The organism is Agrobacterium tumefaciens, from assembly GCF_009649785.1.
Taxonomy (GTDB): Bacteria; Pseudomonadota; Alphaproteobacteria; order Rhizobiales; family Rhizobiaceae; genus Agrobacterium; species Agrobacterium tumefaciens.
In genome coordinates this window covers 1-24390 of record NZ_WJOK01000021.1, presented here as the reverse complement: position 1 = coordinate 24390, position 24390 = coordinate 1, and the positions used below count along the sequence as shown (strand labels likewise).

Below are 24390 nucleotides of genomic sequence, written 5' to 3'. Positions count from 1 at the left end.
ATCGGACCGAAAAGTGTGACGCTGTTTTCGGAAAATCCGATGCTCGACAAAAACTCGGAGCGGCCCGCCGCTCTGACATCTGCCTAAGCTTTCTCGAAAGGAGTGCCTGTGGCATCCATCGGCCAGATCGTAGATAAGACACCGGGTAGCGAAGTCCTGGCGCGCGCGCGCCAGCGTGCCGCACTGGTGCCGGACTGCATGGTCGAAGCCAAGCGCATCGCCAACACCGTCACCGCCGGCTGGCACGGCCGCCGCAAGCGCGGCATCGGCGAGAATTTCTGGCAGTTCCGCCCCTATGCCGAAGGCGAGAGCCTGTCGCGCATCGACTGGCGACGCTCGGCCCGCGACGACCACACCTATGTGCGCGATCGGGAATGGGAAGCCGCTCACACCATCTGGCTGTGGGCCGACATGTCGCCGTCGATGATGTTCAAATCCACCCTCGGCTCTGTTTCCAAGGAAAGCCGCGCTTTGGTGCTGATGCTGGCGCTGGCGGAAATCCTTGCGCGCTCGGGCGAGCGCATAGGTTGTCCCGGTATCATGGAGCCCATCTCGGCCAGAAACGCCGCCGAACGTCTGGCTGCCGCCATCATGCACGCGCCGCTCACCACAGGCATGCCGGAAACGGGCATGATCCGCGGTGCAAGCGACATCGTCCTCATAGGCGATTTTCTCGACGATGCGAAAAACGTCATGGAGCGGATTTCGCCACTCGCGCGGCGCGGCTTGCGCGGCCATGTGGTGGAAATCGCCGATCCGGCCGAGGAAACCTTCCCCTATTCGGGCCGCACCGAATTTACTGACCCGGAAACCGGTGAAAAACTCGTCTCCGGCCGCGCGGAAACCATTCGCGAGGATTATACCCGCGCCTATCTCGCCCGCCGCGAAGCGCTGTCTTCTTCGCTGCGCCGTCTAGGCTGGAATTTCGTGTTTCACCGCACCGATCATCTCGCCTCCGAGGCGCTTGTGGCTGTTCACATGTATTTGTCCGGTGCGCCCGCGCAAGGCGGTGGCAACCGATGAGCGCATTGCCCTTCGTCTTCACCAGCCCCTATATTCTCTTCGGCCTTCTGGCGCTTCCAGCCATCTGGTGGCTGCTGCGCCTCACCCCGCCGCGCCCCAAGGCGGAGGTTTTTCCGCCGCTGAAAATTCTGGCCACCGTGCTGAAGCGCGAGGAAACGCCCTCGAAAAGCCCGTGGTGGCTGACATTGCTGCGCATCGCGCTCGCCGCCGCCGTGATTTTCGCGCTGGCCGATCCGGTGGTGAACCCCCGCAACAACAGCATTGCCGGCACTGGTCCCCTGGTGCTTGTGGTCGATAATAGCTGGGCCTCCGCAACTGATTGGCAGAGACGCGTCGAAACCGCTCAGGCCCTGATCGGCGATGCGGAAAGGGCTGATCGCCCCGTTTCCATCAGCTTCACCGCAGATGCCGAACACGATGCCGTGCCTGCCACCACGGCGGTGGCGCTGGACAAGCTCGCCGCCGCCAAGCCGAAGCCGCTTGCGCCCGACCGCGTGCGCACGGCGGAAGCCATTACCGAGGCTCTCAACGGCACCTCCCCCGGCACGCTCGCCTATATTGCCGACGGCGTTGCGACCGCGCAGGATGAAAGCGCACTCAAAACGCTGGCCAGCCTCTCAGCTGCCGAGTTCCGCATCGTCACGGGTGATGGGAAATCCATCGCCGCCATTACCGGCGCCGCCAACAATGCCGATGCGATGAGCGTCACGCTATCGCGGCTCGACACGGCCTCCCCCAGCCGGTTGACCGTCAATGCGCAGGACAGCCAGGGCCGCATCCTTGCCACTGGCACCGCCAGTTTCGCCCCCGGCGAAGCGGAAACGACGGCGACGGTGGAAGCGCCTTTCGAATTGCGCAACGACTTCGCCCGCCTCTCCATCGAGGCAGTTTCGACGGCGGGCGCGGTGCATCTCCTGGATGACGGTTTCCGCCGCCGCCGCGTGGCGCTGCTGGCCGGTGAAACCGGCAATGATTTCCAGCCGCTTCTGCAGCCGCTTTATTACATCAGCCGCGCCCTTCAGCCTTTTGTCGATCTCATCCCGCAACGACAGGCAGATCTTGCGCAGGCAATCCCGGAAATCCTGCAATCCAATCCTTCCGTCATCGTCATGGCCGATATCGGACGTCTGCCGCAGGAGACCTATGAGCCGATGCAGCGCTGGCTTGCCGCCGGCGGCACGCTGATCCGTTTTGCCGGACCGCGCCTTGCCGCAGCCCCCACCAATGATCCGCTGGTGCCGGTGACGTTGCGGCAGGGTGAACGCGCACTTGGCGGCGCGCTCTCATGGGCCGAGCCACAGCCGCTTGCCGATTTCCCGAATTTCGGCGCCTTTGCCGGAATGCCGAAGGCTGATGGCGTGCTCGTAAAACGGCAGGTTCTTGCCGAACCGACACCCGACCTTGCCGAGCGCACCTGGGCGAGCCTTGCCGACGGCACGCCACTCGTCACCACCCGCAATGTCGAAGCGGGCCGCATCGTGCTGTTCCATGTCAGCGCCGAGGCAAGCTGGTCCGACCTGCCGATATCAGGCCACTTCGTCGATATGTTGCGCCGTATCGTGCAATTGTCCAAGGCAGGCGGTGCTTCCACCTCCGCGAATGCCCCGGCCGCAGCATTACCGCCCTTCCGGCTACTGACGGCCGAAGGTGCTTTGTCAGCCGATGTCGGCTCCGCCCGGCCGTTGGAAATGCGCCCCGGTCAGGCTCCCCGCAACGGTTTCGACAATCCCCCCGGCCTTTATGGCACAGAGGATGGTTTCGTGGCTCTCAATCTTCTACCGGCTGGCGCCACGCTTCGCCCGCTCGATACCTCGCTCGCCGGTGTCAACACCACCAGCGAGGCACTGATCGGCGAAACAGCGAAATCGCTGCGCCCGGCCTTGTTCATCGCCGCCTTCCTGATGTTGATTGCCGACAGTCTCATCGTGCTCTTCATGAACGGCGCCTTCGCACGCCTGCCGAAAGCCCGCAGCGCTACGGCTGCCACCGTGCTGCTGGCCATTGGCGCTTTTGCAGCCATGTCCCCGAGCGATGCGCGCGCCGACGACCCCAAACCCGGTGACGAGCAGATTTTCGAGCGGCTGGACACGACGCATCTCGCTTATGTCCGCACCGGCGAGGACGATGTCGACCGCATTTCCGAACAGGGTTTGCAGGGATTGAGCGAATTCCTGACATGGCGCACGACGCTGGAGCCCGGCCAGCCGGTCGGCCTCGATATATCCAAGGATGAATTATCCTTTTACCCGATCATCTACTGGCCGGTGTCGGCCTCCGCCCCCATGCCGTCGAGCGCTGCCATATCGCGCATCGATGCCTATATGCGCGCCGGTGGCACCGTTTTGTTCGACACGCGCGATCAGTTTTCGTCACTCGACACTGGCGCGACCAGCCCCAATGGCGAACGTTTGCAGGCGATCCTCGCCAATATCGATATTCCGCCGCTGGAGCCCGTGCCGGAAGACCACGTCCTGACGCGGTCTTTCTACCTGCTCACCAATTTCCCCGGCCGTTACAACGGCTCTCCGCTCTGGGTGGAATCGCGCCAGGGGGCGGCAAAGACGACATCCGGCCTCTCTTCCTCCGGCGATGGCGTGACGCCGATCATGATAACAGGCAATGACTTTGCCGGCGCATGGGCCGTCGATGCGCAGGGCGCACCGGTGCTACCCACTGTGCCGCCTGACGAGTTGCAGCGCGAACATGCGTTTCGCTCTGGCGTCAACATCATGATGTATATGCTGACCGGCAACTACAAGGCCGATCAGGTACACGTTCCCGCACTTCTCGAACGGTTGGGGCAGTGACATGACATTGACATTCGCCCCCTTCCTGCCGTGGATCGTGATTGCCGTTCTGGCCGTCGCCGCCCTTCTTCTCTCCTTCATCGGCCTGTGGCGCGGCGTGCGCGGCGCATGGCTACGCGGGCTGGCGCTTGTCGCCCTGCTTGCCGCCATCGCCAATCCGCTTTTGACCCAGGAAGAACGCGAGCCTCTCTCCACAATCGTCCCCGTTATCGTCGATCGATCGCAGAGCCAGGACGTGCAGGACCGACCGCAGATGACGGATACGGCGCTTGCCGCGCTGAAAGACCGGCTGTCGCGCTTCCCGCGCATCGAACCGCGCATCGTGGAAGTGCGTGATGATGGTGAGAGCGATTCACCTTCGACGCAGCTTTTCTCGGCCCTCTCCTCCGCCGTCTCGGATGTTTCACCCTCCCGCGTCGGCGGTGCGATTTTCCTCAGCGATGGCCAGATCCACGATATTCCGAATGCTCTGCCCAATGCCGAACAGGCGCTTGGTTTCCGCGCTCCGCTCCACGGGCTGATCACCGGCAAGGCCGATGAATTCGACCGCCGTATCGAGATTGTCCGCGCGCCCCGCTTTGGCATCGTCAACGAGGAACAGCAACTGACGCTGCGCGTCTTCGATGATGGCCGTGCAGCCGCAGGCGGTGGTTCGGCGGAAGTAACCGTGAAGATGAACGGCGAAGAAATCGCCACCTTGCAGGCCACACCCGGCCAGCCGACACCCTTTACTTTCAAGGTTCCGCGCGGCGGCAACAATGTCATGGAATTTTCCGTCGCCGAGCTTCCCGGCGAAGTGACGGCCGCGAACAACCGTGCGGTTCACCTGATAGAAGGCATCCGCCAGAACCTTCGCGTGCTGCTGGTCTCCGGCGAGCCGCATGCGGGCGAGCGCGCCTGGCGCAACCTCCTGAAATCCGACGCCTCGGTTGATCTGGTGCATTTCACCATTCTGCGCCCGCCGGAAAAACAGGACGGTACGCCGATCAACGAGCTGTCGCTGATCGCCTTCCCCACACGCGAATTGTTCGTGGAAAAGATCGAGGATTTCGACCTCATCATCTTCGACCGCTATCAGCATCGCGGCGTGCTGCCGATCCTCTATTACGATTACATCGCGCAATATGTCGAAAAGGGCGGCGCGCTCTTGATCGCAGCCGGCCCGGAACATGCCGGTCAAGATTCGATCGCCATGACGCCGCTTGCATCCGTGCTGCCGGCCCAGCCGACAGGCCAGGTGCATCAGTCCGCCTTTTATCCTCGCCTCTCGGAAGCGGGCAAGAAACACCCCGTTACCCGCGGGCTGGAAGGGTCAGCCGATGAGCCGCCGCATTGGGGCCGCTGGTTCCGCACCGTCAGCGTCGAGCCGCCGCAGGGCCAGACCGTGATGCTGGGTGACGGGCAGGATCCGCTGCTGGTGCTGAACCGCCAGGGTGAAGGCCGTGTCGCCATGCTGCTTTCCGATCAGGGCTGGCTTTGGGCGCGTGGCTACGAAGGCGGCGGCCCGCATGTGGCACTTTACCGGCGCATCGCCCACTGGCTGATGAAGGAACCGGAGCTTGAGGAAGAGGCGCTGACGGCGCGCGCCAACGGCCGCACATTGCAAATTACCCGCCAGACCATCGGCGACGACCCCGGTCAGGCAAGCGTGCATTTCCCCTCGGGCAAAACCGAAAACATGGCCTTCAACAATACCGAGCCCGGTCTCTACAAGATCGAGCGTCGCATGGACGAGACCGGCCTGTTCGAAATTAAGAACGGCGATTTCACTACGCTCGTCCATGTCGGCGCGGTGGATGCGCCGGAATTCAAGGCAATGATTTCGACAACCGAAACGCTGAAGCCGCTTGCCGACGCCACCAAGGGCAGCGTGCACCGTGTCGCCGACAATTCGGGTCGCGTGGCACTGCCCGATATCCTGCCTGTCAGAGGCGATATCAGGGTTGCCGATGAGGATCGCATGCTGATACGCATGACCGACGAGACGGTGCTGAAAGGTGTCAATACCCTACCGCTGTTTGCCGGTTTTGCCGGGCTTGCCGCCCTGCTCCTTGCTTTCTCCGCGCTCTGGTGGCGTGAGGGCCGGTAGGAACTTTCCGGTGGAAGCTCAGGCGCTTTCACGTCTCGCAGTGGAAACGAGAAACGGCCGCCGCTCGGCGACCTGGGAAAGATAATCATGAATTTCGTTTTGAGCGACATCGCGGATGCAGAAGCTGAAAAGGCCATCCGCGATCCCCTGGTGGCCTATAATCTCGCCCGTTTTGGCGAAAGCGACAAACGCGAACTCATCATCACCATCCGCGACGATGAGAACACCGTCACCGGCGGTCTTGTCGGCTATACCGGCCGCGGCTGGCTTTATGTGCAGCTTCTCTTCATCCCCGAGGCCTTACGCGGTCAGGGCACAGGCGCGAAGCTTCTCGGCATGGCGGAAGAGGAAGCGAAAAAGCGCGGCTGCATCGGCGCTTACATCGACACGATGAACCCGGATGCGCTGAGGCTTTATGAGCGCTGCGGTTTCACCAAGATCGGCTCGCTTGCCCCGCTCTCCAGCGGCCAGGCGATCACATGGCTTGAAAAGCGGTTCTAATCCGTTCGAAAGAAAGCGGTTGGCGCAGCAGTGTCATGAGAGCGCCACCCGCCGCGTTTCCGCATTGATCATCGTTGCGGCAATCGCAGCCAGCACCAGCAGCCCGGCGAAAATGCCGATGGCGAAACCGAAGCCCTGCGCGATGGCATAACCCAGCAACGACGGCGCCAGAAGGCCGCCCAGCCTTGCCATGGCGCCCGCAGCCCCCATGCCGGTCGCACGCGATTCCGTCGGGTACAATTCGGGCGTGAAGGCATAAAGCGCACCCCAGGTGCCAAGCAGCGCAAAGCTCATGATCAGAAGCGACGTGGCGATCATTGCGCCGCCTGTAGCGAGCGTGAAGAGCAGGCAACCGAGGGCGGACAGCAGGCAGAAACCGATAAGCGTCGGCTTGCGGCCCCATTTTTCAACGCCATAGGCCGCAAGCGCATAACCGGGGATCTGCGCCAGTGCCACCAGCACGAGGAAACCATAACCGCGCACGAAGCCGAAACCGTCTCCCGCCAGTTTTGCCGGCATCCAGGTGAAGACGCCATAATAGGAAACGGAGACAAGGAACCAGATGGCAAGGATCATGATGCTGCGCTGTCTGAGCGCCGGCGAAAATATCCCCTGCCCTTTTGAAACCTCCGGCTGAAAAAGCCCTGTCCCGGCATCAAGTGGCGCGCGGCCGTTTACCACCAGCATACGGTTGACGATGACCTTGGCTTCGTCCGATCGGCCTCTCCGCACGAGGTAAAGCGGCGATTCGGGCACCATGAACCGTAAACCCAGACCCACAACGGCTGGGAAAGCCGTAACCGCGAAAATATAACGCCAGGCATCGGCAACACCGGCAAGGCTGGCGCCCCACGCTGCAAGCGCCACGATCAGGGTTCCGATGGCCCAGAAGCCTTCCAGCATGACCAGCCAGCGGCCCCGGTTCTTTGCGGGCAGGAATTCCGCCATCATCGCATAATCCACCGGCAGGGTGCCGCCGACAGCCGCACCCGTTAGAAAACGCAGGACAAGAAGAATGGCAAAGTTCGGCGCAAAGACGGAAAGCACACCGAACACGGCATCGCAGGCCACGGTGACGATCAACACTCGGCGGCGACCGTAACGGTCCGCCAGACGCCCGAAACCGGCAGCGCCTAAAAGCATGCCAAAGAAGAAGGCCGTCCCGGTTTGAAGGGCCTGCGGAACAGTCAGGCCAAACGTTAGGGCAATCGAGGCGGCAGTGAAGCCGACCGCCAGCACCTGCATGGCATCCGCTGCCCAGACGAGGCCGAAAATACCCATCAACCGCCGCTGATAGGCGCCCGCACCTGCGCGTTCCAGCGCATCGTTCATGGTGATTGCCGTCATATGCTCGCCCCCGTGCCGAAATCGACTATCGAGTGCTATCGCATAGGGGAAAGAAACGGAATTGAATTTTGCGAAGTACGATGCATGGTTTCAAGGCAGAACACCATCCCGTCATCTTTAGCGAAATAACCGGCCAGTGTATGGGCGACTCAACGCTCCGTCCCTCATTTCTGTGCCTGTCACAGGAATGAGGGAAAAGGACGCACTGGTGAGGGGCGGAAAATCCGACGTAACAAAATCCGTCAGCCGTAAACCCGAAGAGGCTCTTCGAAGCCGTCGTCTTCCGCCTGGGCTGCAGGCATGGCGGCCTCGCATTTGCGCCAGCCGATCTTGCCCTTCAGCCGCTGGTGCACGTCGTCACCAACAGGCACGACCAGCACCCGGTTCGGATCCACCGGGCCCGGAAAATCAAGCGCGGCGTAGGCGACCTTTTCGAAACCAAGCGGCATGTAATAGGGCGGATCGCCGATCAGAATGACGGCCTCCGAACCCTTCCGCCGGGCGGCAGCGATGGCAATCCGGACGAGTTCACGGCCGATGCCCATGTTCTTGTGCGACGGCCGCACGGCAAGCGGGCCGAGCATATGGCCTTTCACCCCACCGGCCAGAACCGGTGTCATGCGCACCGAAGCGATCGTCTCGCCATCATCGGCGCAGACGAAGGACAGCGACCGGTCATGCGGACCCTGCTCGCGAATGCGCGCGGCGGCACGGGTGTGCCGACCGGGACCGAATGCTTCTTCGTTGATGATTTCGATGATGGCGTCGTGCGACGCGTCCTCGGTGAGGTAGACAAGATCGTGCTTGGACATGAAGAGACCGAAACTTCCAAAATGCGGATGCGACAATAGATGACGGCTGCGCCGGTAAAGGCGTTCAGGAGCGTCAGCGTCGTCGGAGCATCCGTGTTTCGATCATAATCTACGATTTCCTCAGATTTGTGAAAATCGCAATTATCAGGAAAATTCCCACCCGTCCAGAACAAATCTCGGCACTATCCCATTCAGCCCATGCGAGACCGGAAACGCATTGTTCAATGCGCCACGGGTTCGCGGCACCGCGCTAAACGGTTAGGATTGCGGTCAAGGAAACAATCAAGGAGATCATCATGGGCATGCTGGTGGAAGGCGTATGGAAAGACGTCTGGTACGACACCAAGGAAACCAAGGGGCACTTCAAGCGCAGCGCCTCGCAATTTCGCAACTGGGTAACGGTGGATGGCGCGCCCGGGCCTTCCGGCGAAGGTGGCTTCAAGGCCGAGAAGGATCGCTACCACCTCTATGTGTCGCTCGCCTGCCCTTGGGCGCATCGCACCCTGATTTTCCGTAAACTAAAAAAGCTGGAAGACCTGATTTCCGTCTCTGTCGTCGATCCGCTGATGCTGGAAAACGGCTGGGAGTTCAGACCGGAAGGCGAACGCACTCCGGGTGCAACCGAGGACCACCTCTTCGGCTTCTCCACGCTGTGGCAGGTCTATACCAAAGCGGATGCCAACTATTCGGGACGGGTGACCGTGCCGGTACTGTGGGACAAAGAACGCGGCACCATCGTCTCCAATGAATCGGCCGAAATCACCCGCATGTTCAACGTGGCCTTCAACGACCTCACCGGATCGGCGGCGGATTATTATCCCGAAGCACTGCGCGCCGACATCGATGCGCTAAACGACGTTATCTACGACACCGTCAACAACGGCGTCTACAAGGCCGGTTTCGCCACCACCCAGGATGCTTATCAGCAAAATGCCGTGAAGGTGTTTGAAACGCTTGATATGCTGGAAGACCGGCTGGAGGACCGCCGTTTCCTGTTCGGTGCAGAACAGACGGAAGCAGACTGGCGTCTCTTCACCACGCTGGTGCGATTCGACCCTGTTTATGTCGGCCACTTCAAGTGCAACATCCGCCGCATTCACGATTACCCGCATCTCACGGGTTACCTCCGCGACCTCTACCAGACACCAGGCGTGCCGGACACAGTCGATATCCGCCACATCAAGGAACATTATTACCGCAGCCACCTCACCATCAACCCGACAGGTATCGTGCCCGTTGGCCCGGAACTGGACCTTACCATGGCCCATGGCCGTGAGACGCTTTCCTGACGGCAGAGACGCCGCCGCTACCAGTAGTCGGCAATCGCCGCTTTGCCGGAAAGTTCGGCAAGGCGGCGGCGGGTGGCGGGCGTCACATTTTCCGGCAGGTCCGAGAGATCGAAAAAACCGCTTTCGGTGATTTCATGATCCGGTTTTTTCGGCGTGGTCTGGGTAACCTGAAGCCGGTAGAGCGCCACATGATCGCGGTTGCTGCCTTCCAGATTAAGGTAGACATGGACAAGCTCGGGGGTCGACGTAGCCTCGAGATTGCCTTCCTCGCGGATTTCCTTGTTGAGCGCCATCAGCAGCGTTTCGCCGCGTTCCACCCCGCCGCCGGGCAGATACCAGCCGGGCAGATAGGTGTGCCGCACCAGAAAAATCCGTCCCGCATCATCGAAGCAGAGCGCACGCACACCGAGGGTGGCACCGCGTGTGAACAGAAAAACGAAATGAAGCAGGCGGATAAGGATACGCGTGTGGAACGGACGGGCCTGCCGCTCGGTTCTCTCGTCATTCACCCTGGTTTCTCCTTGCCGGCAGGCTTTTATTGGACGTGCCGCATATCATAGGTTATCTCTGCCGCCATGTTCAAACTTGCGCATATTTCAGACGTCCATCTCGGGCCATTGCCAAAACTCACTTTCCGGGAACTTGCATCCAAGCGTATCACCGGTTTCGTCAACTGGCACCGCAACCGCCGCAAGCACCTTTTCACCGACACGCTGGAAAAGCTGCTCGATGATCTCGAAGCCAAATCGCCGGATCATCTGGCTATTACCGGCGATCTCGTCAATCTTGCGACAGGCATTGAAATTCGCGCCGCCGCCGACTGGCTGGAAGAAGTCGGCGACCCTGAAAAGATCTCGGTCGTTCCCGGCAATCATGACGCCTATGTTTCCGGCGCGCACGACAAGGCCATGCGCGCCTGGTATCCTTATGTGCGGGGCGATGGCGACCCGGCGGAATGGGACGATGACCGCAAGATTTTCCCCTATATGCGCGTGCGCGGTCCCGTCGCACTGATCGGCTGCTCCACCTCGATTGCAACGCCGCCCTTCTCGGCCACCGGCTATTTCGGCAACCGTCAAGCACGCGCAACCGCGGAACTCTTAAAAAAAGCCGGTGAACAGGGGCTGTTCCGCGTGGTGATGATCCATCACCCACCGATCCGCGGTGCGGCGGCTGCGCACAAGCGCATGTTCGGCATTCGCCGTTTCGCGGCAGCGCTTGGCGTTGGCGGCGCCGAGCTCGTGCTGCATGGCCACACCCATTTGAACACCGTATACTGGCTGAATACTCACCACGGGCAAGAGCACATCCCGGTCGTCGGCATCGCCTCCGCCAGCCAGGGACCGGGCGGTGAAAAACCGCGCGCGGCCTATAATCTCTTCCATATTTCCGGTGGCCCCGGCACCTGGAATGTCGCCTGTGAACGCCACAGCCTCAACGATACCGGAACGGGTATCGGGCTTGAAGATATCAGGGTATTTTATGAGAATGGTAGGCCGTTGGGGTTCTCGCGGCTGGGGCGATAAACTCCGGAGTGTTGAGGTTAGAGTCTGTGGCTCACCCCCCTCTGCCCTGCCGGGCATCTCCCCCACAAGGGGGAGATCGGCAAGACGCTCTTTCGTCAATTCATTCTGAACGTTGAGATGGGCGAGACCGTACCTCAGGTCGATCTCCCCCCTTGTGGGGGAGATGTCCGGCAGGACAGAGGGGGTAGCCCCACCCCCAAACGCCAATTTTACTTAACCCGCTCTTCCAGCACCCGATTGGCCGCCGAAACAATCGCTTCCAGCGAAGCGCCAACAATATTCGTATTCACCCCGGCGCCGAACAATTTTCCGCCCGGATGCTCCATCTCGACATAGGCAATGGCGGAAGCATTGGACCCATGTTGCAGCGAATGCTCGGAATAGTCATTCACCGACAGATCGATGCCGAGATAGACCGACAGCGCATTGATGAACCCGTCGATAGGACCGGTGCCCTTGCCCTCGATGCGCTTCACCTCACCGTTATCGGTGATTTCGGCGGCGACAATGCGCACGCCCTTGAAATCGCCCGCCGGATAGGTGTGGTGATCGACGAACTTGATGCGCGCATTCGGCTGCGTCACGTAACGCTCCAAGAAGCGCTCGTAGATGCGCTTGGCCGGCAGTTCCACGCCCTCTTCATCGGTGATGCGCTGGATGTCTTCGCGGAACTCCACCTGCAGGTTGCGCGGCAGGTTGATGCCGTAATCCTGCTGGAGAATATAGGCGATTCCGCCCTTGCCGGACTGCGAATTGATGCGGATGATCGCTTCGTAGGAGCGGCCGACATCCTTCGGATCGATCGGCAGATAGGGCACTTCCCATACCGGGTGATTGGCAACCTTGATCGCCTTCATACCCTTGTTGATCGCATCCTGATGCGAGCCGGAAAACGCCGTATAGACCAGTTCGCCGACATAAGGGTGGCGCTCGGGGATCGTCATCTCGTTCGAATATTCGTAGACCGCCTTGATGCGCTCAATATCGCGGCAATCCAGCTCAGGATCGACGCCCTGCGTATACATGTTCAGCGCCAGCGTCACGACGTCGACATTGCCGGTGCGCTCGCCATTGCCGAACAGCGTGCCCTCGACACGGTCCGCACCGGCCATCAGAGCCAGCTCCGTCGCAGCGATGCCAGTGCCGCGGTCGTTGTGCGGATGCAGCGAAATGATGACGTTTTCGCGATTGTCGATATTGCGGCACATCCATTCGATCTGGTCGGCATAGATGTTCGGCGTGGCCATTTCGACTGTGGAAGGCAGGTTCAGGATCAGCTTGTTATCCGCCGTCGGCTTCACCACCTCGACCACGGCATTGCAGATTTCCAGCGCCACTTCCAGCTCGGTGCCGGTAAAGCTTTCCGGAGAATATTCGAAGCGGAAACCGCCGCCGGCCTTGGCCGCCATGTCGGTGATCATCTTGGCGGCATCGACGGCAATCTGCTTGATGCCGTGTACATCCTTGCCGAATACCACGCGGCGCTGCAATTCCGAGGTGGAGTTGTAGAAGTGGATGATCGGCTTGTTGGCGCCTTCCAGCGCTTCGAAGGTACGGGTGATCAGTTCTGGACGGCACTGCACCAGCACCTGCAGGGAAACATCCTCAGGCACATTGCCCTGCTCCACGCACCAGCGGGCAAAATCGAAGTCCGTCTGCGAAGCGGAGGGGAAACCGATCTCGATTTCCTTGAAGCCCATTTCGAGCAGCAGCTTGAACATGCGGGCCTTGCGGTCGTGGCCCATGGGGTTGACCAGCGACTGGTTGCCGTCACGCAGGTCCACCGAACACCAGATCGGCGCCTTGGTGATGGTCTTGCCCGGCCACGTGCGGTCAGGAATATTGATGGTCGGGTAAGGGCGATACTTGACGTTCGCGTCCGACATGCCTTTGGAAATATTGGTGATCTTGCCGTCCATTTCGCTTCCTCCTTGCGCATTCCGCGGGCTTCTCGAGCCATCGGCGGATGCGCGGCCCTCAAGGGCCTAAATCCAGTATAAAATGAGATTTCGAGATGAGGAGCGTTTGCGCCAGCGGGCTTTCGGCCGCCGGGCGCTCCTCACTGGACCCGGCAACCGCGTGTAAGGTCGAGGCTAAGAAGCGAGAGTGCACCGCACGGAGAGGCAATCGCAGAAATCTGCGCGCTCATGCCGGAAATGGTTGCGATGCTGTTGCTCATGGGCAAGCTTATAATCGGCGAAATATTTGGATGCAAGGGCTATTGTCTCTTCAATCCTTTTACGAAACCAGTCAAAGCCATCATCAACCCGCCACCGATCAGCCCCCAGAAGGCACCGGAGACACCGGCGAAGGAAAGGCCGGAGGCGGTGATGAGGAAGGTGATCGCCGCTGCCTCGCGTGTTTCCGGATCCTTGAAAGCCGCAACGGCAGAGCCGGAAAAGGCGCCCACCAGTGCAAGCCCCGCCACCGCCTGAATGAGGACAGGCGGCGCCAGTGCCACGAAAGCCGTGACCGCGCCCGCCAGCAGGCCGAAGACGATGTAGCCGACACCGCCGATGATCGCCGCCCAATAGCGCCGTTTCGGATCGGGATGGGCGTCCTCGCCAGCGCACATCGCCGCCGTAATCGCGGCAAGATTGACCGCATGGCCGCCGAAGGGTGCGGAAAGCAGTGAGAAGAAGCCGGTCGCCGCGAAAAGCGGTCCGGGCTGCGGATCGTAGTGATTGACCTTCAGCACTGCGATACCGGGAATATTCTGCGACGCCATGGTGACTATGAAGAGCGGCAGCGCGATGGAAATGACGGCGTGCAGGCTGAAGACGGGCGTCACCCACTCCATCGGAGGCGTCAGCGATTGCGCCACACGGTCAAGCGCCCCCGCCGGAATATCGACACCGAAGATCATCACCAGTACGAAAGCGGCAAGTGCCGCAGGCACGGCGAAAAGTCGTTTAAAGGCTCCCACCACGATCCAGGCAAGAATGATCGGCAATCCGAGCGCCGGGTTAAAGCCGATCGCCTTGATCGGCGCAAAACACAGGCCGATGATGACCCCGGAAAGCATGGCGTTGGCAAGTGGCGCTGGAATGGAGGCCACCGCCTTTCCGAGCGGCCGGAACAGGCCGGCAATGATGATCAATATGGCGCAGATGATGAACCCGCCCACGGCGGCCGGAAAACCGCCCTCGATCACGCCCGTGGTCGCCAGCAAGGCTGCACCAGGTGTCGACCATGCGATGCTGACAGGCATCCGCGTCGCGACTGAAAGCGCTATAGCGCAAACCCCCATCGCCACCGAAAGCGCCATCAGCCCAGACGCCGCCTCGAAATCCGTCGCACCGACAGCCTTCAGGCCCTGCAACACCACGGCGAAAGAACTGGCAAAGCCGACAAAGGCGGTCAGGCACCCCATGAACAGGCTCTGTACGGAAAGGTCTTTCATCAACATGGCGGTTCCCGGATCTTCTGTTTCCCTTGAAGATCAAAAAACCCAACCGCTGGCAAGATGCCCGCAGGCTGAACAGGTACGCCTTTTACCAGCGCAGAAAACGCGAACCGGCAAAAGCGCCGATCAGGCCGGTGATGAAAATGCCAAGCGAATACCAGATCAGCACGAAAGCCATGCCGTTTTCGGTGCAGAACCAGGAATAAACCCAGGCTCCGGCTGCACCCGCCGCAATGCCCGCCACAAAACCTGCCAGGGCTGGATCAGCCGGGGCTGAGCGTTTGAGAACTGAAAAATTCGCCAGGAATACCGGAAGCGCGAAAGCGACGATCAAAAACGGGCAATGCAGCGCGGACGACCCCAGAACAAGCGTCCTGTAATTGTCCGGAAAGGCAAACCCCAGCTGAACTAGCGCTATCGCCGCCATCACAACGAAAATTAGCGCAAGCCAAACGAAAAGGCAGCCGCTGTTCCCCTCGGGGCGGGTAAGGCGGCCGACCGCGAAAAACGCAGTCAGGGCCAGCAGGGCGTTATAGGCGGACTTGATCCAGAAACCCAGCTCGGTCAAAGCGTCGTGCATGTCGACCCGCGGCCCGAGAATGGCAAGCATCAGCAACAGCGAAACGCCAAGGCCAGGCAGGACGGCCAGCGCCAGCCGACGCTCCAGTGACAAGGCAGGCACGGGCTTGAGTCCGCTTGCCAGTTGTTCAATGATGTCTTCCGTCTTCCTCACGTTTCGCCTCGCAACTTTGCCGCCAGCATTTTAAGCGTCCTGTGAATGCCGACCCTCGCCGCAAGCTCGGTCTGGCCGGATTTTTGGGCCGCTTCGGCGATTGACTGACCCTCGAGTTTTACCCTGCGAATGAGGTCGCGTTGCCGCTTCGGCAACTCGTCGAGCAACCGTTCCACATCCATACGTGCCGTGACCTGATCGACGGACGATCCCGCTTCCAGCGTCTCATCAAGTTCCACTTCCGAAAGCTGGCGCGCACCCCTGCCCCTGTAGTGATCGATGAGTTTGTAGCGCGCTATCGAAAAGAACCAGGCGGTAAACGGCCTTGCTCGATCATAGGTCTCGCGTTTGGCGTGAAGCGACAACAGGGTTTCCTGAACGAGATCTTCCACATCCCCCCGTGAAGCGGTCCTCATGCGCCGGTCGAAATAGGCTGTCAGCAGCCTGCGTAGGGCATGGAGCAAATGCCTGTAAGCGCCCTCGTCCCCATCGAGGGAACGCAGCATCAGCATTTTTAATGTCTCTTCCGAAAGGCTGCCTGTCATCGTCACTATCGGGTTATTCGCAATCGGCGGGATATTGTTACATAATGGCGTGAAAAGAATCTCGCCCGAATATGATGTCACAAACGCGTGAGCGTGTAACGACACACGGATCCCCACCGAATGGACAATCGTGAGCCCCGGTGCAACGCCGGCGGACATTTAATGACGTCCAGAGGAGATCTTTCATGACCCGCATTTTTACCACCATCGCCACCGCTTCCATGCTGTCTGTTCTTTCTTTCGCAGGCATCGCCCATGCCGACGGCATGAAGACCGATATGACGAAAATGCACAACGACACCATGAAGACGCAGACGATGAAAAAAGGCGACATGTCCATGGCATCCAAAAAGGACTGCATGCACAAGGCTGACATGGAAATGAACAAGATGAAAAAAGCCGACATGATGAAGGCCTGCAACACGATGAAGTGATGCCGGCCGAACATTCAATGCACATGACCGGGAGCGGCACGTATCATCTTGCCTGAATGAAAAAAGCCCGTGCCGGTTTCCACCGGCACGGGCTCTCTCAACTAAAAATCAAAACCTTAGACTTCCGACTGGCTCTCGACGATCTTGCCGACGAGGCCGTAGCCCTTGGCTTCTTCAGCGCCGAGCCAGTAATCGCGATCGATGTCCTTGGCGATCTTTTCTTCGCTCTGGCCGGTGGCCTTGGCGAAGATCTTGATCAGGCGCTGGTTCATCTTGATGATTTCGCGGGCCTGGATTTCGATGTCGGATGCCATGCCGCGCGTGCCGCCGGAGGGCTGGTGCAGCAGGAAGCGGGTGTTCGGCAGGCAAAGACGACGTTCCTTCGGCACCGAAACATAGATCAGCGCGCCAGCGGAAGCGACCCAGCCCGTACCGATGATATAAACCTTCGGCTTGATGAACTTGATCATGTCATGGATCGAATCACCCGATTCGACATGGCCGCCCGGCGAATTGACGTAAACGCGAATGTCGTCGTCGCTGGCGGCGGCAAGTGCCACGAGCTGCGTGCAGACCTTCTGCGCCAGTTCCTGCGTGATGCCACCATAGATGAAGATCGAACGCGACTTGAAAAGATTCGCTTCCGTTTCCTTGCCGATCGGCAGTTCCTTGCTCTTGTCGTCTTCGTCTTCGTTCATCAGCGGCTCTCCAGCGTAATTCATGCATGCCCTTCGGACATAGTGCGACTTGTTACGTAAGGCAATGAGCAAAAAAGGCAAGGTTTGCGCCCCAACAATAAACATCGCCCCCGGCAGATGACGCATGGACAGCCTCTCAGGGTTCGCGGTATCGTCAGGTCCTCATTGCAGTGCCGCCGATTGCGGGAACCCCAAGATCCCCTTGCTGGCGGCGATAATCAAAAGAGGGAATCATGCTGAAAAGACTAAGCCTTGCTGCCGCAGCGCTCGGCGCCACCGCCCTGCCCGCTTTCGCCCATTTGAACCCGGAAGAACACGGCTCCTTCATGGCTGGCGTCTCCCACCCCTTCTTCGGTGCGGATCATATTCTGGCAATGGTTGCCGTCGGTCTCTGGGCATCGCAGATCGCCATGGCGCAGAATGACCGCAAGGCCCTGTGGATCGTGCCTGCCGCCTTCGTCGGCACCATGGCCATTGGTTTCCTGATGGCCGTTTATGGCATCGGCCTTCCGTTTGTCGAACCGGCCATCCTGGCCTCCGTCATCGGCCTCGGCCTGCTGGTCACGATTGCGGCAAAGCTGCCGACGGCAGCCGCTGCGGCCGTGGTCGGCGCTTTTGCCCTTTTCCACGGCCATGCCCATGGCGGTGAACTCGGCAGCGCCGGCGCCCTGCAATTCGGCATCGGTTTCATGATAGCAACCGCGATCCTGCATCTCGCAGGCATCGTGCTTGGCCTGCGCATTGCCCGTTTCGGCTCGGCCGCAAGCCGTACCGCCGGCGCGCTGACGGCAATAGCGGGCCTTTCGCTTGCCTTCGGCGGGTGACGATCATTACCGAAATTTAAAGTTTCGGCCGCTTTGAAAAGCCTGAATTTGGACCTACCTCCTTATCGTTGATTTCCGCTTCACGGTAAGGAGGCATCATATGTCACCGGAAGAAAGCCAACTTCTCAAGGCCCTGTTCGACAGGACAAAAGCCGCATCCGCCACCCCGCGCGACCGCGAGGCGGAAATATTGATCGCAGATGCCGTGCGCGATCAGCCCGCAGCCCCCTATTATCTCGCCCAGGCTGTGATCGTTCAGGAAAAGGGTCTGGAAGCGGCAGCAGCACACATCCAACAGCTCGAAGACCGCATCCATGCGCTGGAAAGCGGTAATGCGGCCCCGCAAGCAGCCGCACAGGGTGGTTTTCTGAGTTCGATCTTCGGCACCGGCCAACAGCAATCAACTGCTCCGGCGCCCGTCTCGCCACCGCCCCAGACATCATGGCGCAACGATACCGCAGGCCAGACAGCCGGTCCCTGGGGCTCACCAGCCGGCCGCGCACCTGATCAGCAGCCCGGTGGTCTCTGGAGCCAGCAACCCGCAGCAGCCGGACGCTCCGGCGGCGGTTTCCTGCAAGGCGCGCTCGGCGCTGCTGCAGGTGTTGCCGGCGGCATGCTGCTCGCCAATTCGCTGAGCGGTATTTTCGGCAACCACGCATCGTCGCTCGGCATTGGCTCGCCATTCGGCGGCGGCAATCCGCTGGGCAACAATGCACCGGTCGAAGAAACCGTCATCAACAACTACTACGGCGACAGTTCCTCCCAGCCGGACAATAGTAACGATGTCCAGCAGGCCGACTACGACGACAGCGCCGATGACGATTTCGATCAAGGCGACGACGGGTCGTTCGCCTGAACGTTTTCAACAGTGAAAAGCCGGATCAGCCGCGGCCGCGATAGGTCGGCACACCCTGATCCGGCAACCACACGCCCTCAGGCACCGGTCCGGTCTGCCAGAAAACGTCAATCGGAATACCGCCGCGCGGATACCAGTAAGCGCCGATGCGCAGCCATTTCGGCTGCAACAGCTCCACCAGCCGCCTGGCGATATAGACCGAGCAATCCTCGTGAAATGCGCCGTGGTTGCGGAAGGATTGCAGGAACAGCTTCAGCGACTTCGATTCCACCAGAAAATCACCGGCAATATAGTCGATGACGATATGGGCGAAATCTGGCTGTCCGGTCATAGGGCAAAGCGAGGTGAATTCGGGTGCTGTGAACCGCACCACATAATCGGTACCGGCATTGCCGTTCGGCACCTTTTCGAGAATTGCCTTTTCCGGGCTCTCGGGCGTATCGACCTTCGCGCCCAGCTGCGACAGGCTGGAAACATCCGTCACGGACATGGAAAACTCCTGCTTATTCAAACAATCACTTTGACGCCATGCGCCTTTTCGCCTTCCGGCTCGACGTGAATGGCAAGGCTGGCACCCGGTATGACTTCCCTTATGGCATCTTCAAGGCGGTCGCAAATATCATGCGCCTCCCGCACCGTCATCGGGGCGGGAACAACGACGTGGAAATCGATGAAGGCGGCCGAACCGGCGCGGCGGGTTCTAAGATCATGCACGCCGATGATGCCGACGGAATTTTCGGCGATCGCCTTCTTGATCGCCTCGTCTTCTTCCGGTTCCACCGCCCGGTCCATCAACCCGCCGAGCGAATGCAAAATGACCTTCGATCCCTGGAACAGGATGTTGATGGCCACCAGAATGGCGAGCAGCGGATCGAGAATGGCGTAACCCGTCAGAAGCGCCAGAACCAGACCGACCAGAACCCCTGCGGACGTTATGACATCCGACATGATATGATGACCATCCGCCTTGAGGGCTGGTGAAGCGTATTTCCGGCCGACGCGGATGAGGATTGTCGCCCAGACGGCGTTGATGACGCCCGCTGACGCGTTGATGGCAAGACCGAGAACCGGCGCTTCCGGCAGCTTCGGGTTGAAGAGACCACCCCAGGCTTCCTGCACGATCAGAAGTGCGGCGACGACGATCAGCACGCCCTCGACGACAGCCGAGATATATTCCGCCTTGTGATGGCCGAACTGGTGATCGTCATCTGCGGGCTTCTGCGCATAACGGATGACGAAATAGGCAATGAAGGCCGCAACAACGTTGACGGTCGATTCCAGACCGTCCGACAGCAGCGCTACCGACCCTGTGACCCACCACGCCACGAGCTTGAGGCCAAGCACGCCGAAAGAAAGTGGAATGCCCCAGAATGCGAGCTTCCTTACCAGTGCATTGCCTTCAGTGTTCATTTTTTGCCCCCGTGCGGATGCGAACGAATTGCAGAACTGACCGCCAAAACGCACGAACCGCGCGCACGGGGTCTCCGTGCACGCGGCTCGCTATTTGCGCTTCCTATCGTTCAAACCGCAGCCGAGGTCAAGACCCATGAGGTCACGTCGAAGACGTCACCCCTCGCTTTTCTGCTCACAGAAACGGATACGGTTGCCGAATGGATCGATGACTTCCATGACATCGCCCCAGGGCAATTCTTCGACACCAGGCTTCAGGAAGCGGTAGTCTTTGCCGACCAGCTCTTTTTGGAAGGCATGCACGCCGTGCATGGTGGCGAAGATATTGGAGCCCGGCGTCGCGTCGCCATGATGGCCGCTGAGGTGAAGCCCCATTCCGGCCCGCGAAACCTGCATGTAGAGCGGGAAGTTTTCGCCGAAGCGGTGTTCCCAGTCGACCTTGAAACCGAGAAAATCAACATAGAATTCCCGCGCCTTGGCCTCATCGAAAATTCTGAGAATCGGGAATATCCGCGCAAAGCCAATGTGAGGAAGGTTTTCCCCACCCGCCGCGCTTGCATCCCGGGCGTCCACGTCACTGCCCATTCTGCTTGCCCCTTGTCAGGCGACGGAGATGGTACCGGCCGCAACGGATGCGGCCGGTACGCCTTATCCTTATTCGGCTGCGACGATCTTGCCGTCCTGCCACTTGTAGAGCGAGAAAGCCTGCGACGACAGGTCGCCACTCTCGCCATAGGTGACCTTGCCGATCGCCGTGGCAAAAGCGTCACCGCTCTTCAGAGCCGTGATGACCGCTTCGGAATCCTTTGCGCTTCCAGCCTTCTCGATGCCGGCCTTCAGCACTTCGACGGCAGCGTAAGCGTTAAGGGTGAAGGCTTCCGCAGGAATGTTGGCGGCCTTTAGAGCTTCGGCAGCAGCCTTGGAATCTTCGTTCTTCAGGGCGTCGGAGGCGTTGGTGAAGATCGTGCCTTCACCAGCCTTGGCACCGATGTTCCAGAACTCGCTGTTCGACAGGCCGTCACCGCCGATAACGGCAGCCTTGGCGCCGATATCGTTCAACTGGCGCACCAGAAGACCGGCTTCAGGATGGTAACCGCCGAAATAGACGATATCGACATTTTCAGACTTCAGGCGGGCCGTCAGCGCGCCGAGATCCTTTTCGCCTGGTGTCAGCGCGTCATAGAGAACTTCGGTAACGCCACCGGCATTCAGCGTGGTCTTGAAGGCATCCGCCAGACCCTTACCGTAAGCGCCCTTGTCGTGAATGATGGCGACCTTCTTGTCCTTAAGCTTGGCAAGAACGTATTTCGCCGCAACTTCTGCCTGCTGGTCGTCCCGACCGCAAGTGCGGAAAACATTGGTAAGGCCACGGTTCGTCAGGCCCGGCGAGGTCGCCGTGGGGGTGATCATCAGGACACCGTTTTCAGCAAACACGTCCGATGCCGGAATGGCAACGCCTGACGTGACCGGACCGACGACGAAATGGATGCCTTCGGCAACCAGCTGGTTTGCGGCCGACACACCCTGCTTCGGCTCGCCGCCATCGTCTGCAAGCTTCAGAACGACCTGCTCTCCGAGAATGCCGCCCTTCTTGTTGATTTCATTGACTGCCGTCTGGGCGCCGTTCTTGACCTGGTCGCCATAGGCGGCGACGGGACCGGTAAGCGGCGCAATCAGGCCGATGACGATTTCGGCATGGGCAAGCGGTGCGAATGCGAAGGACGCTGCAAGCGTCACGCTGGTCAATGTCTTCAGTTTCATCCTGGTGTCTCCTTGGAAATGGGGTCTCAGCCCCGATGAGCGCCTTGGGCGCCGACCGAATGAAACTTCGCGGACGCCTCCCGGCGAAAACCCGTTCCATTTTTGAATTCCGAGCCTTCATTTCAACTCATACGGAAGGTTTGATGGCTTATGCAAGTCACCTTTGCTGGATAAGGTCTATTCGCGGTAAATCTATCGTCAGGCCAGCCTCGATCGTGTCATCGAAACGGGCGAGCGCAACGGCGTAAACGCTTGGCGTTTGGTCGCCGCAGGAGGATAATGGCGGCATGATAACAGCAGATGACGAATTTCTGACGGGTCTGCCCGTCTTCCGACATTTCGAGGACGTGGCCGACCCGGCGCTTTATCGCGCCCTGCCGCCGGGATGGGCGCTGGCCATTGCCGATATCATCGATTCGACAGGGGCGATCGGCACCGGCAGATATAAGTCCGTCAACATGGCGGGCGCTGCGGTCATCTCAGGCATATCGAACAGCCTCGGGCGTCACGACCTGCCCTTCGTGTTCGGTGGCGATGGAGCCGCCGTTGCGGTGCCACCGAACGGGATACCCCTTGCGCGCACCGCCCTTTCGAACGTGCAGCGCTGGGTGAAGGACGATCTCGACCTTTCGATGCGTGTGGCGCTTGTTCCGGTGGAGGACATACGCAACAACGGTTTCGATGTGCGCGTCGCGCGCTTTCAGGCAAGCGAGGATGTTTCCTACGCCATGTTTTCGGGCGGCGGCAACAGCTGGGCCGAGGCGCGGATGAAGGAGGGGCAATATGCCCTGCCTACGGTTGCGACAGGCGGTCGGCCGGACCTGACCGGCCTTTCATGCCGCTGGAACCCCATTCCGGCGACCCATGGCAAGGTAGTGTCGATCATCGCCATGCCGGGACCCTCACTGGATATGCCGGCATTCCGCCAGCTGGTCATCGATCTCGTCGATCTGGCCACGCAGGACGCAAGACAAGGCCACCCCGTGCCGGAGGATGGGCCGAAACTGGGCTTCGTGCGGGAAGGCCTCGGTCTGGAAGCCAGGGCAGGTGCGGCCTATCACGATAGCTGGGGCAAGGTGCGCCGTTCGCTGCGCATTCTCGGCGAGAGCTTCCTCGTGAATTTCCTAGGCATGACGGGATTGTCGCTCGGACGGTTTAATGCGGATCGCTATCGGCGCTCGGTTGCCAGCAACACCGATTTCAGGAAATTCGACGATGGCCTGAAAATGACGGTTGATATCGACGCCGAGAGGCTCGAAAAGATCCGTGCGCGGCTGGAGCTGGGGCGCCTCTCCGGCACCTGCTATTTCGGCCTGCACGAGCAGGACGCCGCATTGATGACCTGTATCGTGCCCTCCCCGCTTTCGAAGGACCATATGCATTTCGTCGATGGTGCCGACGGTGGATATGCGGCTGCGGCAAGCCGGCTAAAGCAACAGATACAGGCTGCGTCTTCGCCGTGAGTGGGGCGGGCGACTTTTCACCGCATTACATGCGAGCCAGACGCCAAAAAAAGAAAAAACCGGCGTCATGCGCCGGTTTCAACGGAATGGCACCGCCGGGCCGTGGGATGGCCGTTAGATCAAGCGGCAGCAGTCTTGCTGCTCTTCTGCACCTGGCAATAAATCTCCTCGAGGGAAGCGAGGATTTTTTTGACGGATTCGGAATTGCTGGAATAATAGATGGTCTGAGCATCCCGTCTTGTTTTCACCAGCCGCTGGGCACGCAATTTCGAAAGATGTTGCGAGAGCGCGGACTGGCTGAGACCAACTTGGGAGGCGAGAACACCGACCGGCACTTCCGTATCCACCAGCGTGCACAAGATCATCAGGCGCTTGGGATTTGCCATCGCTGAGAGCAAGTCTGCAGCGGCGATGCTATGTTCCGACAGAGATTGGTTATCCATACGCTCAAGTCTCCTGATGACAGTCGGAAGACCGTCATGGTGGCTATTATAGGTGGTCCAAAAGGTGTTTTTTATAATTCAGTCGATACGTTGTATATACCTAAATCTTGCTTATATCGTGTCCCCCTCCAAGACTATTCTTCATTGATCATTTACCTGGACATCTTGATCAAATTTTCAGACTTTCGCCTGTTTTTCGTCATTTTAGCAACAAACTGCTACATTCTCAGTAGTATTTGGAGCAAAAAACAATCAAAAATTGAGCACACAAATCTTGTCTTCCAATGTCTGGCTTCGTGACCACTACCTTACACCACCTTAAATTTAGCAAGGAGGTACAGAATCTAGTTTTACTTTGCGCAATTTTCTCAAAGTTTGCAATATGCTTTTTATTCGTAATTATTTTAATGCATAACTTATAAT

23 protein-coding genes are annotated in these 24390 nt (G+C 59.6%); 10 read left to right on the top strand and 13 right to left on the bottom strand.

Annotated elements, in window-relative coordinates; all coding sequences use genetic code 11:
• The first annotated feature begins 108 nt into the window (after positions 1-108).
• The 4 genes from GH784_RS20265 to GH784_RS20250 all read left to right on the top strand — a co-directional run bounded on the left by GH784_RS20265 (position 109) and on the right by GH784_RS20250 (position 6420).
• On the top strand, positions 109-1023 hold the full coding sequence (locus GH784_RS20265; RefSeq protein ID WP_003513542.1) for a DUF58 domain-containing protein: 915 nt from the start codon (positions 109-111) through the stop codon (positions 1021-1023).
• A complete protein-coding gene (locus GH784_RS20260) occupies positions 1020-3830 on the top strand; it encodes a DUF4159 domain-containing protein (protein WP_065702300.1) in 2811 nt (936 codons plus the stop codon). The genes GH784_RS20265 and GH784_RS20260 overlap by 4 nt, the downstream gene beginning before the upstream one ends.
• A gap of 1 nt (position 3831) precedes the next feature.
• Positions 3832-5919 carry a hypothetical protein gene (locus GH784_RS20255; protein ID WP_065702299.1) on the top strand — a complete coding sequence of 696 codons (2088 nt, stop codon included), beginning with the start codon at positions 3832-3834 and terminating at the stop codon, positions 5917-5919.
• An 87-nt stretch (positions 5920-6006) separates the two neighbouring features.
• Positions 6007-6420 carry a GNAT family N-acetyltransferase gene (locus GH784_RS20250; RefSeq protein WP_065702298.1) on the top strand — a complete coding sequence of 138 codons (414 nt, stop codon included), beginning with the start codon at positions 6007-6009 and terminating at the stop codon, positions 6418-6420.
• Between the two features lie 33 nt (positions 6421-6453).
• Here GH784_RS20250 and GH784_RS20245 read toward each other — a convergent pair whose 3' ends face one another.
• A complete protein-coding gene (locus GH784_RS20245; protein WP_065659143.1) occupies positions 6454-7767 on the bottom strand; it encodes an MFS transporter in 1314 nt (437 codons plus the stop codon).
• Positions 7768-8009: 242 nt separating this feature from the next.
• Positions 8010-8579, bottom strand: a complete 570-nt coding sequence (locus GH784_RS20240; RefSeq protein WP_013636617.1) for a GNAT family N-acetyltransferase — start codon at positions 8577-8579, stop codon at positions 8010-8012.
• Positions 8580-8875: 296 nt separating this feature from the next.
• On the opposite strand from GH784_RS20240, the gene GH784_RS20235 reads away from it, so the two are divergent.
• Positions 8876-9868, top strand: coding sequence for a glutathione S-transferase family protein (locus tag GH784_RS20235; RefSeq protein ID WP_065702297.1), 993 nt, complete (start codon positions 8876-8878; stop codon positions 9866-9868).
• A 17-nt stretch (positions 9869-9885) separates the two neighbouring features.
• Here the strand turns inward: GH784_RS20235 and GH784_RS20230 are convergent, their stop codons facing one another.
• Positions 9886-10377: an NUDIX domain-containing protein gene (locus tag GH784_RS20230; protein WP_013636619.1), complete on the bottom strand. Its 492-nt coding sequence runs from the start codon at positions 10375-10377 to the stop codon at positions 9886-9888.
• A gap of 66 nt (positions 10378-10443) precedes the next feature.
• Between GH784_RS20230 and GH784_RS20225 the strand changes: the two genes are divergently transcribed.
• Positions 10444-11394: a metallophosphoesterase family protein gene (locus tag GH784_RS20225; protein ID WP_013636620.1), complete on the top strand. Its 951-nt coding sequence runs from the start codon at positions 10444-10446 to the stop codon at positions 11392-11394.
• Between the two features lie 209 nt (positions 11395-11603).
• Here the strand turns inward: GH784_RS20225 and leuA are convergent, their stop codons facing one another.
• The 4 genes from leuA to GH784_RS20205 all read right to left on the bottom strand — a co-directional run bounded on the left by leuA (position 11604) and on the right by GH784_RS20205 (position 16045).
• On the bottom strand, positions 11604-13313 hold the full coding sequence (leuA, locus tag GH784_RS20220; RefSeq protein WP_065702296.1) for a 2-isopropylmalate synthase: 1710 nt from the start codon (positions 13311-13313) through the stop codon (positions 11604-11606).
• A gap of 299 nt (positions 13314-13612) precedes the next feature.
• Complete coding sequence (locus GH784_RS20215) at positions 13613-14800, bottom strand: benzoate/H(+) symporter BenE family transporter (RefSeq protein ID WP_025594186.1); 1188 nt, start codon at positions 14798-14800, stop codon at positions 13613-13615.
• Between the two features lie 88 nt (positions 14801-14888).
• Positions 14889-15533 carry an NrsF family protein gene (locus tag GH784_RS20210; protein WP_019565192.1) on the bottom strand — a complete coding sequence of 215 codons (645 nt, stop codon included), beginning with the start codon at positions 15531-15533 and terminating at the stop codon, positions 14889-14891.
• Complete coding sequence (locus GH784_RS20205; protein ID WP_065702529.1) at positions 15530-16045, bottom strand: sigma-70 family RNA polymerase sigma factor; 516 nt, start codon at positions 16043-16045, stop codon at positions 15530-15532. Before GH784_RS20205 ends, GH784_RS20210 begins: the two co-directional genes overlap by 4 nt.
• Before the next feature lie 218 nt (positions 16046-16263).
• Here GH784_RS20205 and GH784_RS20200 point away from each other — a divergent pair, with 218 nt between their 5' ends.
• A complete protein-coding gene (locus GH784_RS20200) occupies positions 16264-16512 on the top strand; it encodes a pentapeptide MXKDX repeat protein (RefSeq protein ID WP_003513561.1) in 249 nt (82 codons plus the stop codon).
• Between the two features lie 116 nt (positions 16513-16628).
• On the opposite strand, the gene GH784_RS20195 is transcribed toward GH784_RS20200, so the two are convergent.
• Positions 16629-17210 carry an ATP-dependent Clp protease proteolytic subunit gene (locus GH784_RS20195; protein WP_003513567.1) on the bottom strand — a complete coding sequence of 194 codons (582 nt, stop codon included), beginning with the start codon at positions 17208-17210 and terminating at the stop codon, positions 16629-16631.
• Positions 17211-17443: 233 nt separating this feature from the next.
• On the opposite strand from GH784_RS20195, the gene GH784_RS20190 reads away from it, so the two are divergent.
• Both GH784_RS20190 and GH784_RS20185 read left to right on the top strand, forming a co-directional pair.
• Entirely contained in the window at positions 17444-18034 is a 591-nt protein-coding gene (locus tag GH784_RS20190; RefSeq protein WP_003513569.1) for a HupE/UreJ family protein, read from the top strand.
• A 100-nt stretch (positions 18035-18134) separates the two neighbouring features.
• Positions 18135-18890, top strand: a complete 756-nt coding sequence (locus GH784_RS20185) for a DUF2076 domain-containing protein (protein ID WP_038491837.1) — start codon at positions 18135-18137, stop codon at positions 18888-18890.
• A 25-nt stretch (positions 18891-18915) separates the two neighbouring features.
• On the opposite strand, the gene queF is transcribed toward GH784_RS20185, so the two are convergent.
• The 4 genes from queF to GH784_RS20165 form a co-directional block, all read right to left on the bottom strand.
• Positions 18916-19380: a preQ(1) synthase gene (queF, locus tag GH784_RS20180; RefSeq protein ID WP_013636627.1), complete on the bottom strand. Its 465-nt coding sequence runs from the start codon at positions 19378-19380 to the stop codon at positions 18916-18918.
• 17 nt (positions 19381-19397) lie between these two features.
• Positions 19398-20300: a cation diffusion facilitator family transporter gene (locus tag GH784_RS20175; protein ID WP_065702295.1), complete on the bottom strand. Its 903-nt coding sequence runs from the start codon at positions 20298-20300 to the stop codon at positions 19398-19400.
• A 156-nt stretch (positions 20301-20456) separates the two neighbouring features.
• On the bottom strand, positions 20457-20885 hold the full coding sequence (locus GH784_RS20170) for a glyoxalase superfamily protein (protein WP_065659137.1): 429 nt from the start codon (positions 20883-20885) through the stop codon (positions 20457-20459).
• A gap of 69 nt (positions 20886-20954) precedes the next feature.
• The gene (locus GH784_RS20165; protein ID WP_003513582.1) at positions 20955-22061 is read right to left on the bottom strand and encodes a branched-chain amino acid ABC transporter substrate-binding protein; all 1107 of its coding nucleotides are present in this window, start codon (positions 22059-22061) and stop codon (positions 20955-20957) included.
• 287 nt (positions 22062-22348) lie between these two features.
• Here GH784_RS20165 and GH784_RS20160 point away from each other — a divergent pair, with 287 nt between their 5' ends.
• Positions 22349-23524 (top strand): DUF3095 domain-containing protein, encoded by a 1176-nt coding sequence (locus GH784_RS20160; protein WP_065702294.1) that lies wholly within the window; start codon positions 22349-22351, stop codon positions 23522-23524.
• Positions 23525-23643: 119 nt separating this feature from the next.
• Here the strand turns inward: GH784_RS20160 and GH784_RS20155 are convergent, their stop codons facing one another.
• Positions 23644-23967: an ArsR/SmtB family transcription factor gene (locus tag GH784_RS20155; RefSeq protein ID WP_003513586.1), complete on the bottom strand. Its 324-nt coding sequence runs from the start codon at positions 23965-23967 to the stop codon at positions 23644-23646.
• Between the last annotated feature and the right edge of the window lie 423 nt (positions 23968-24390).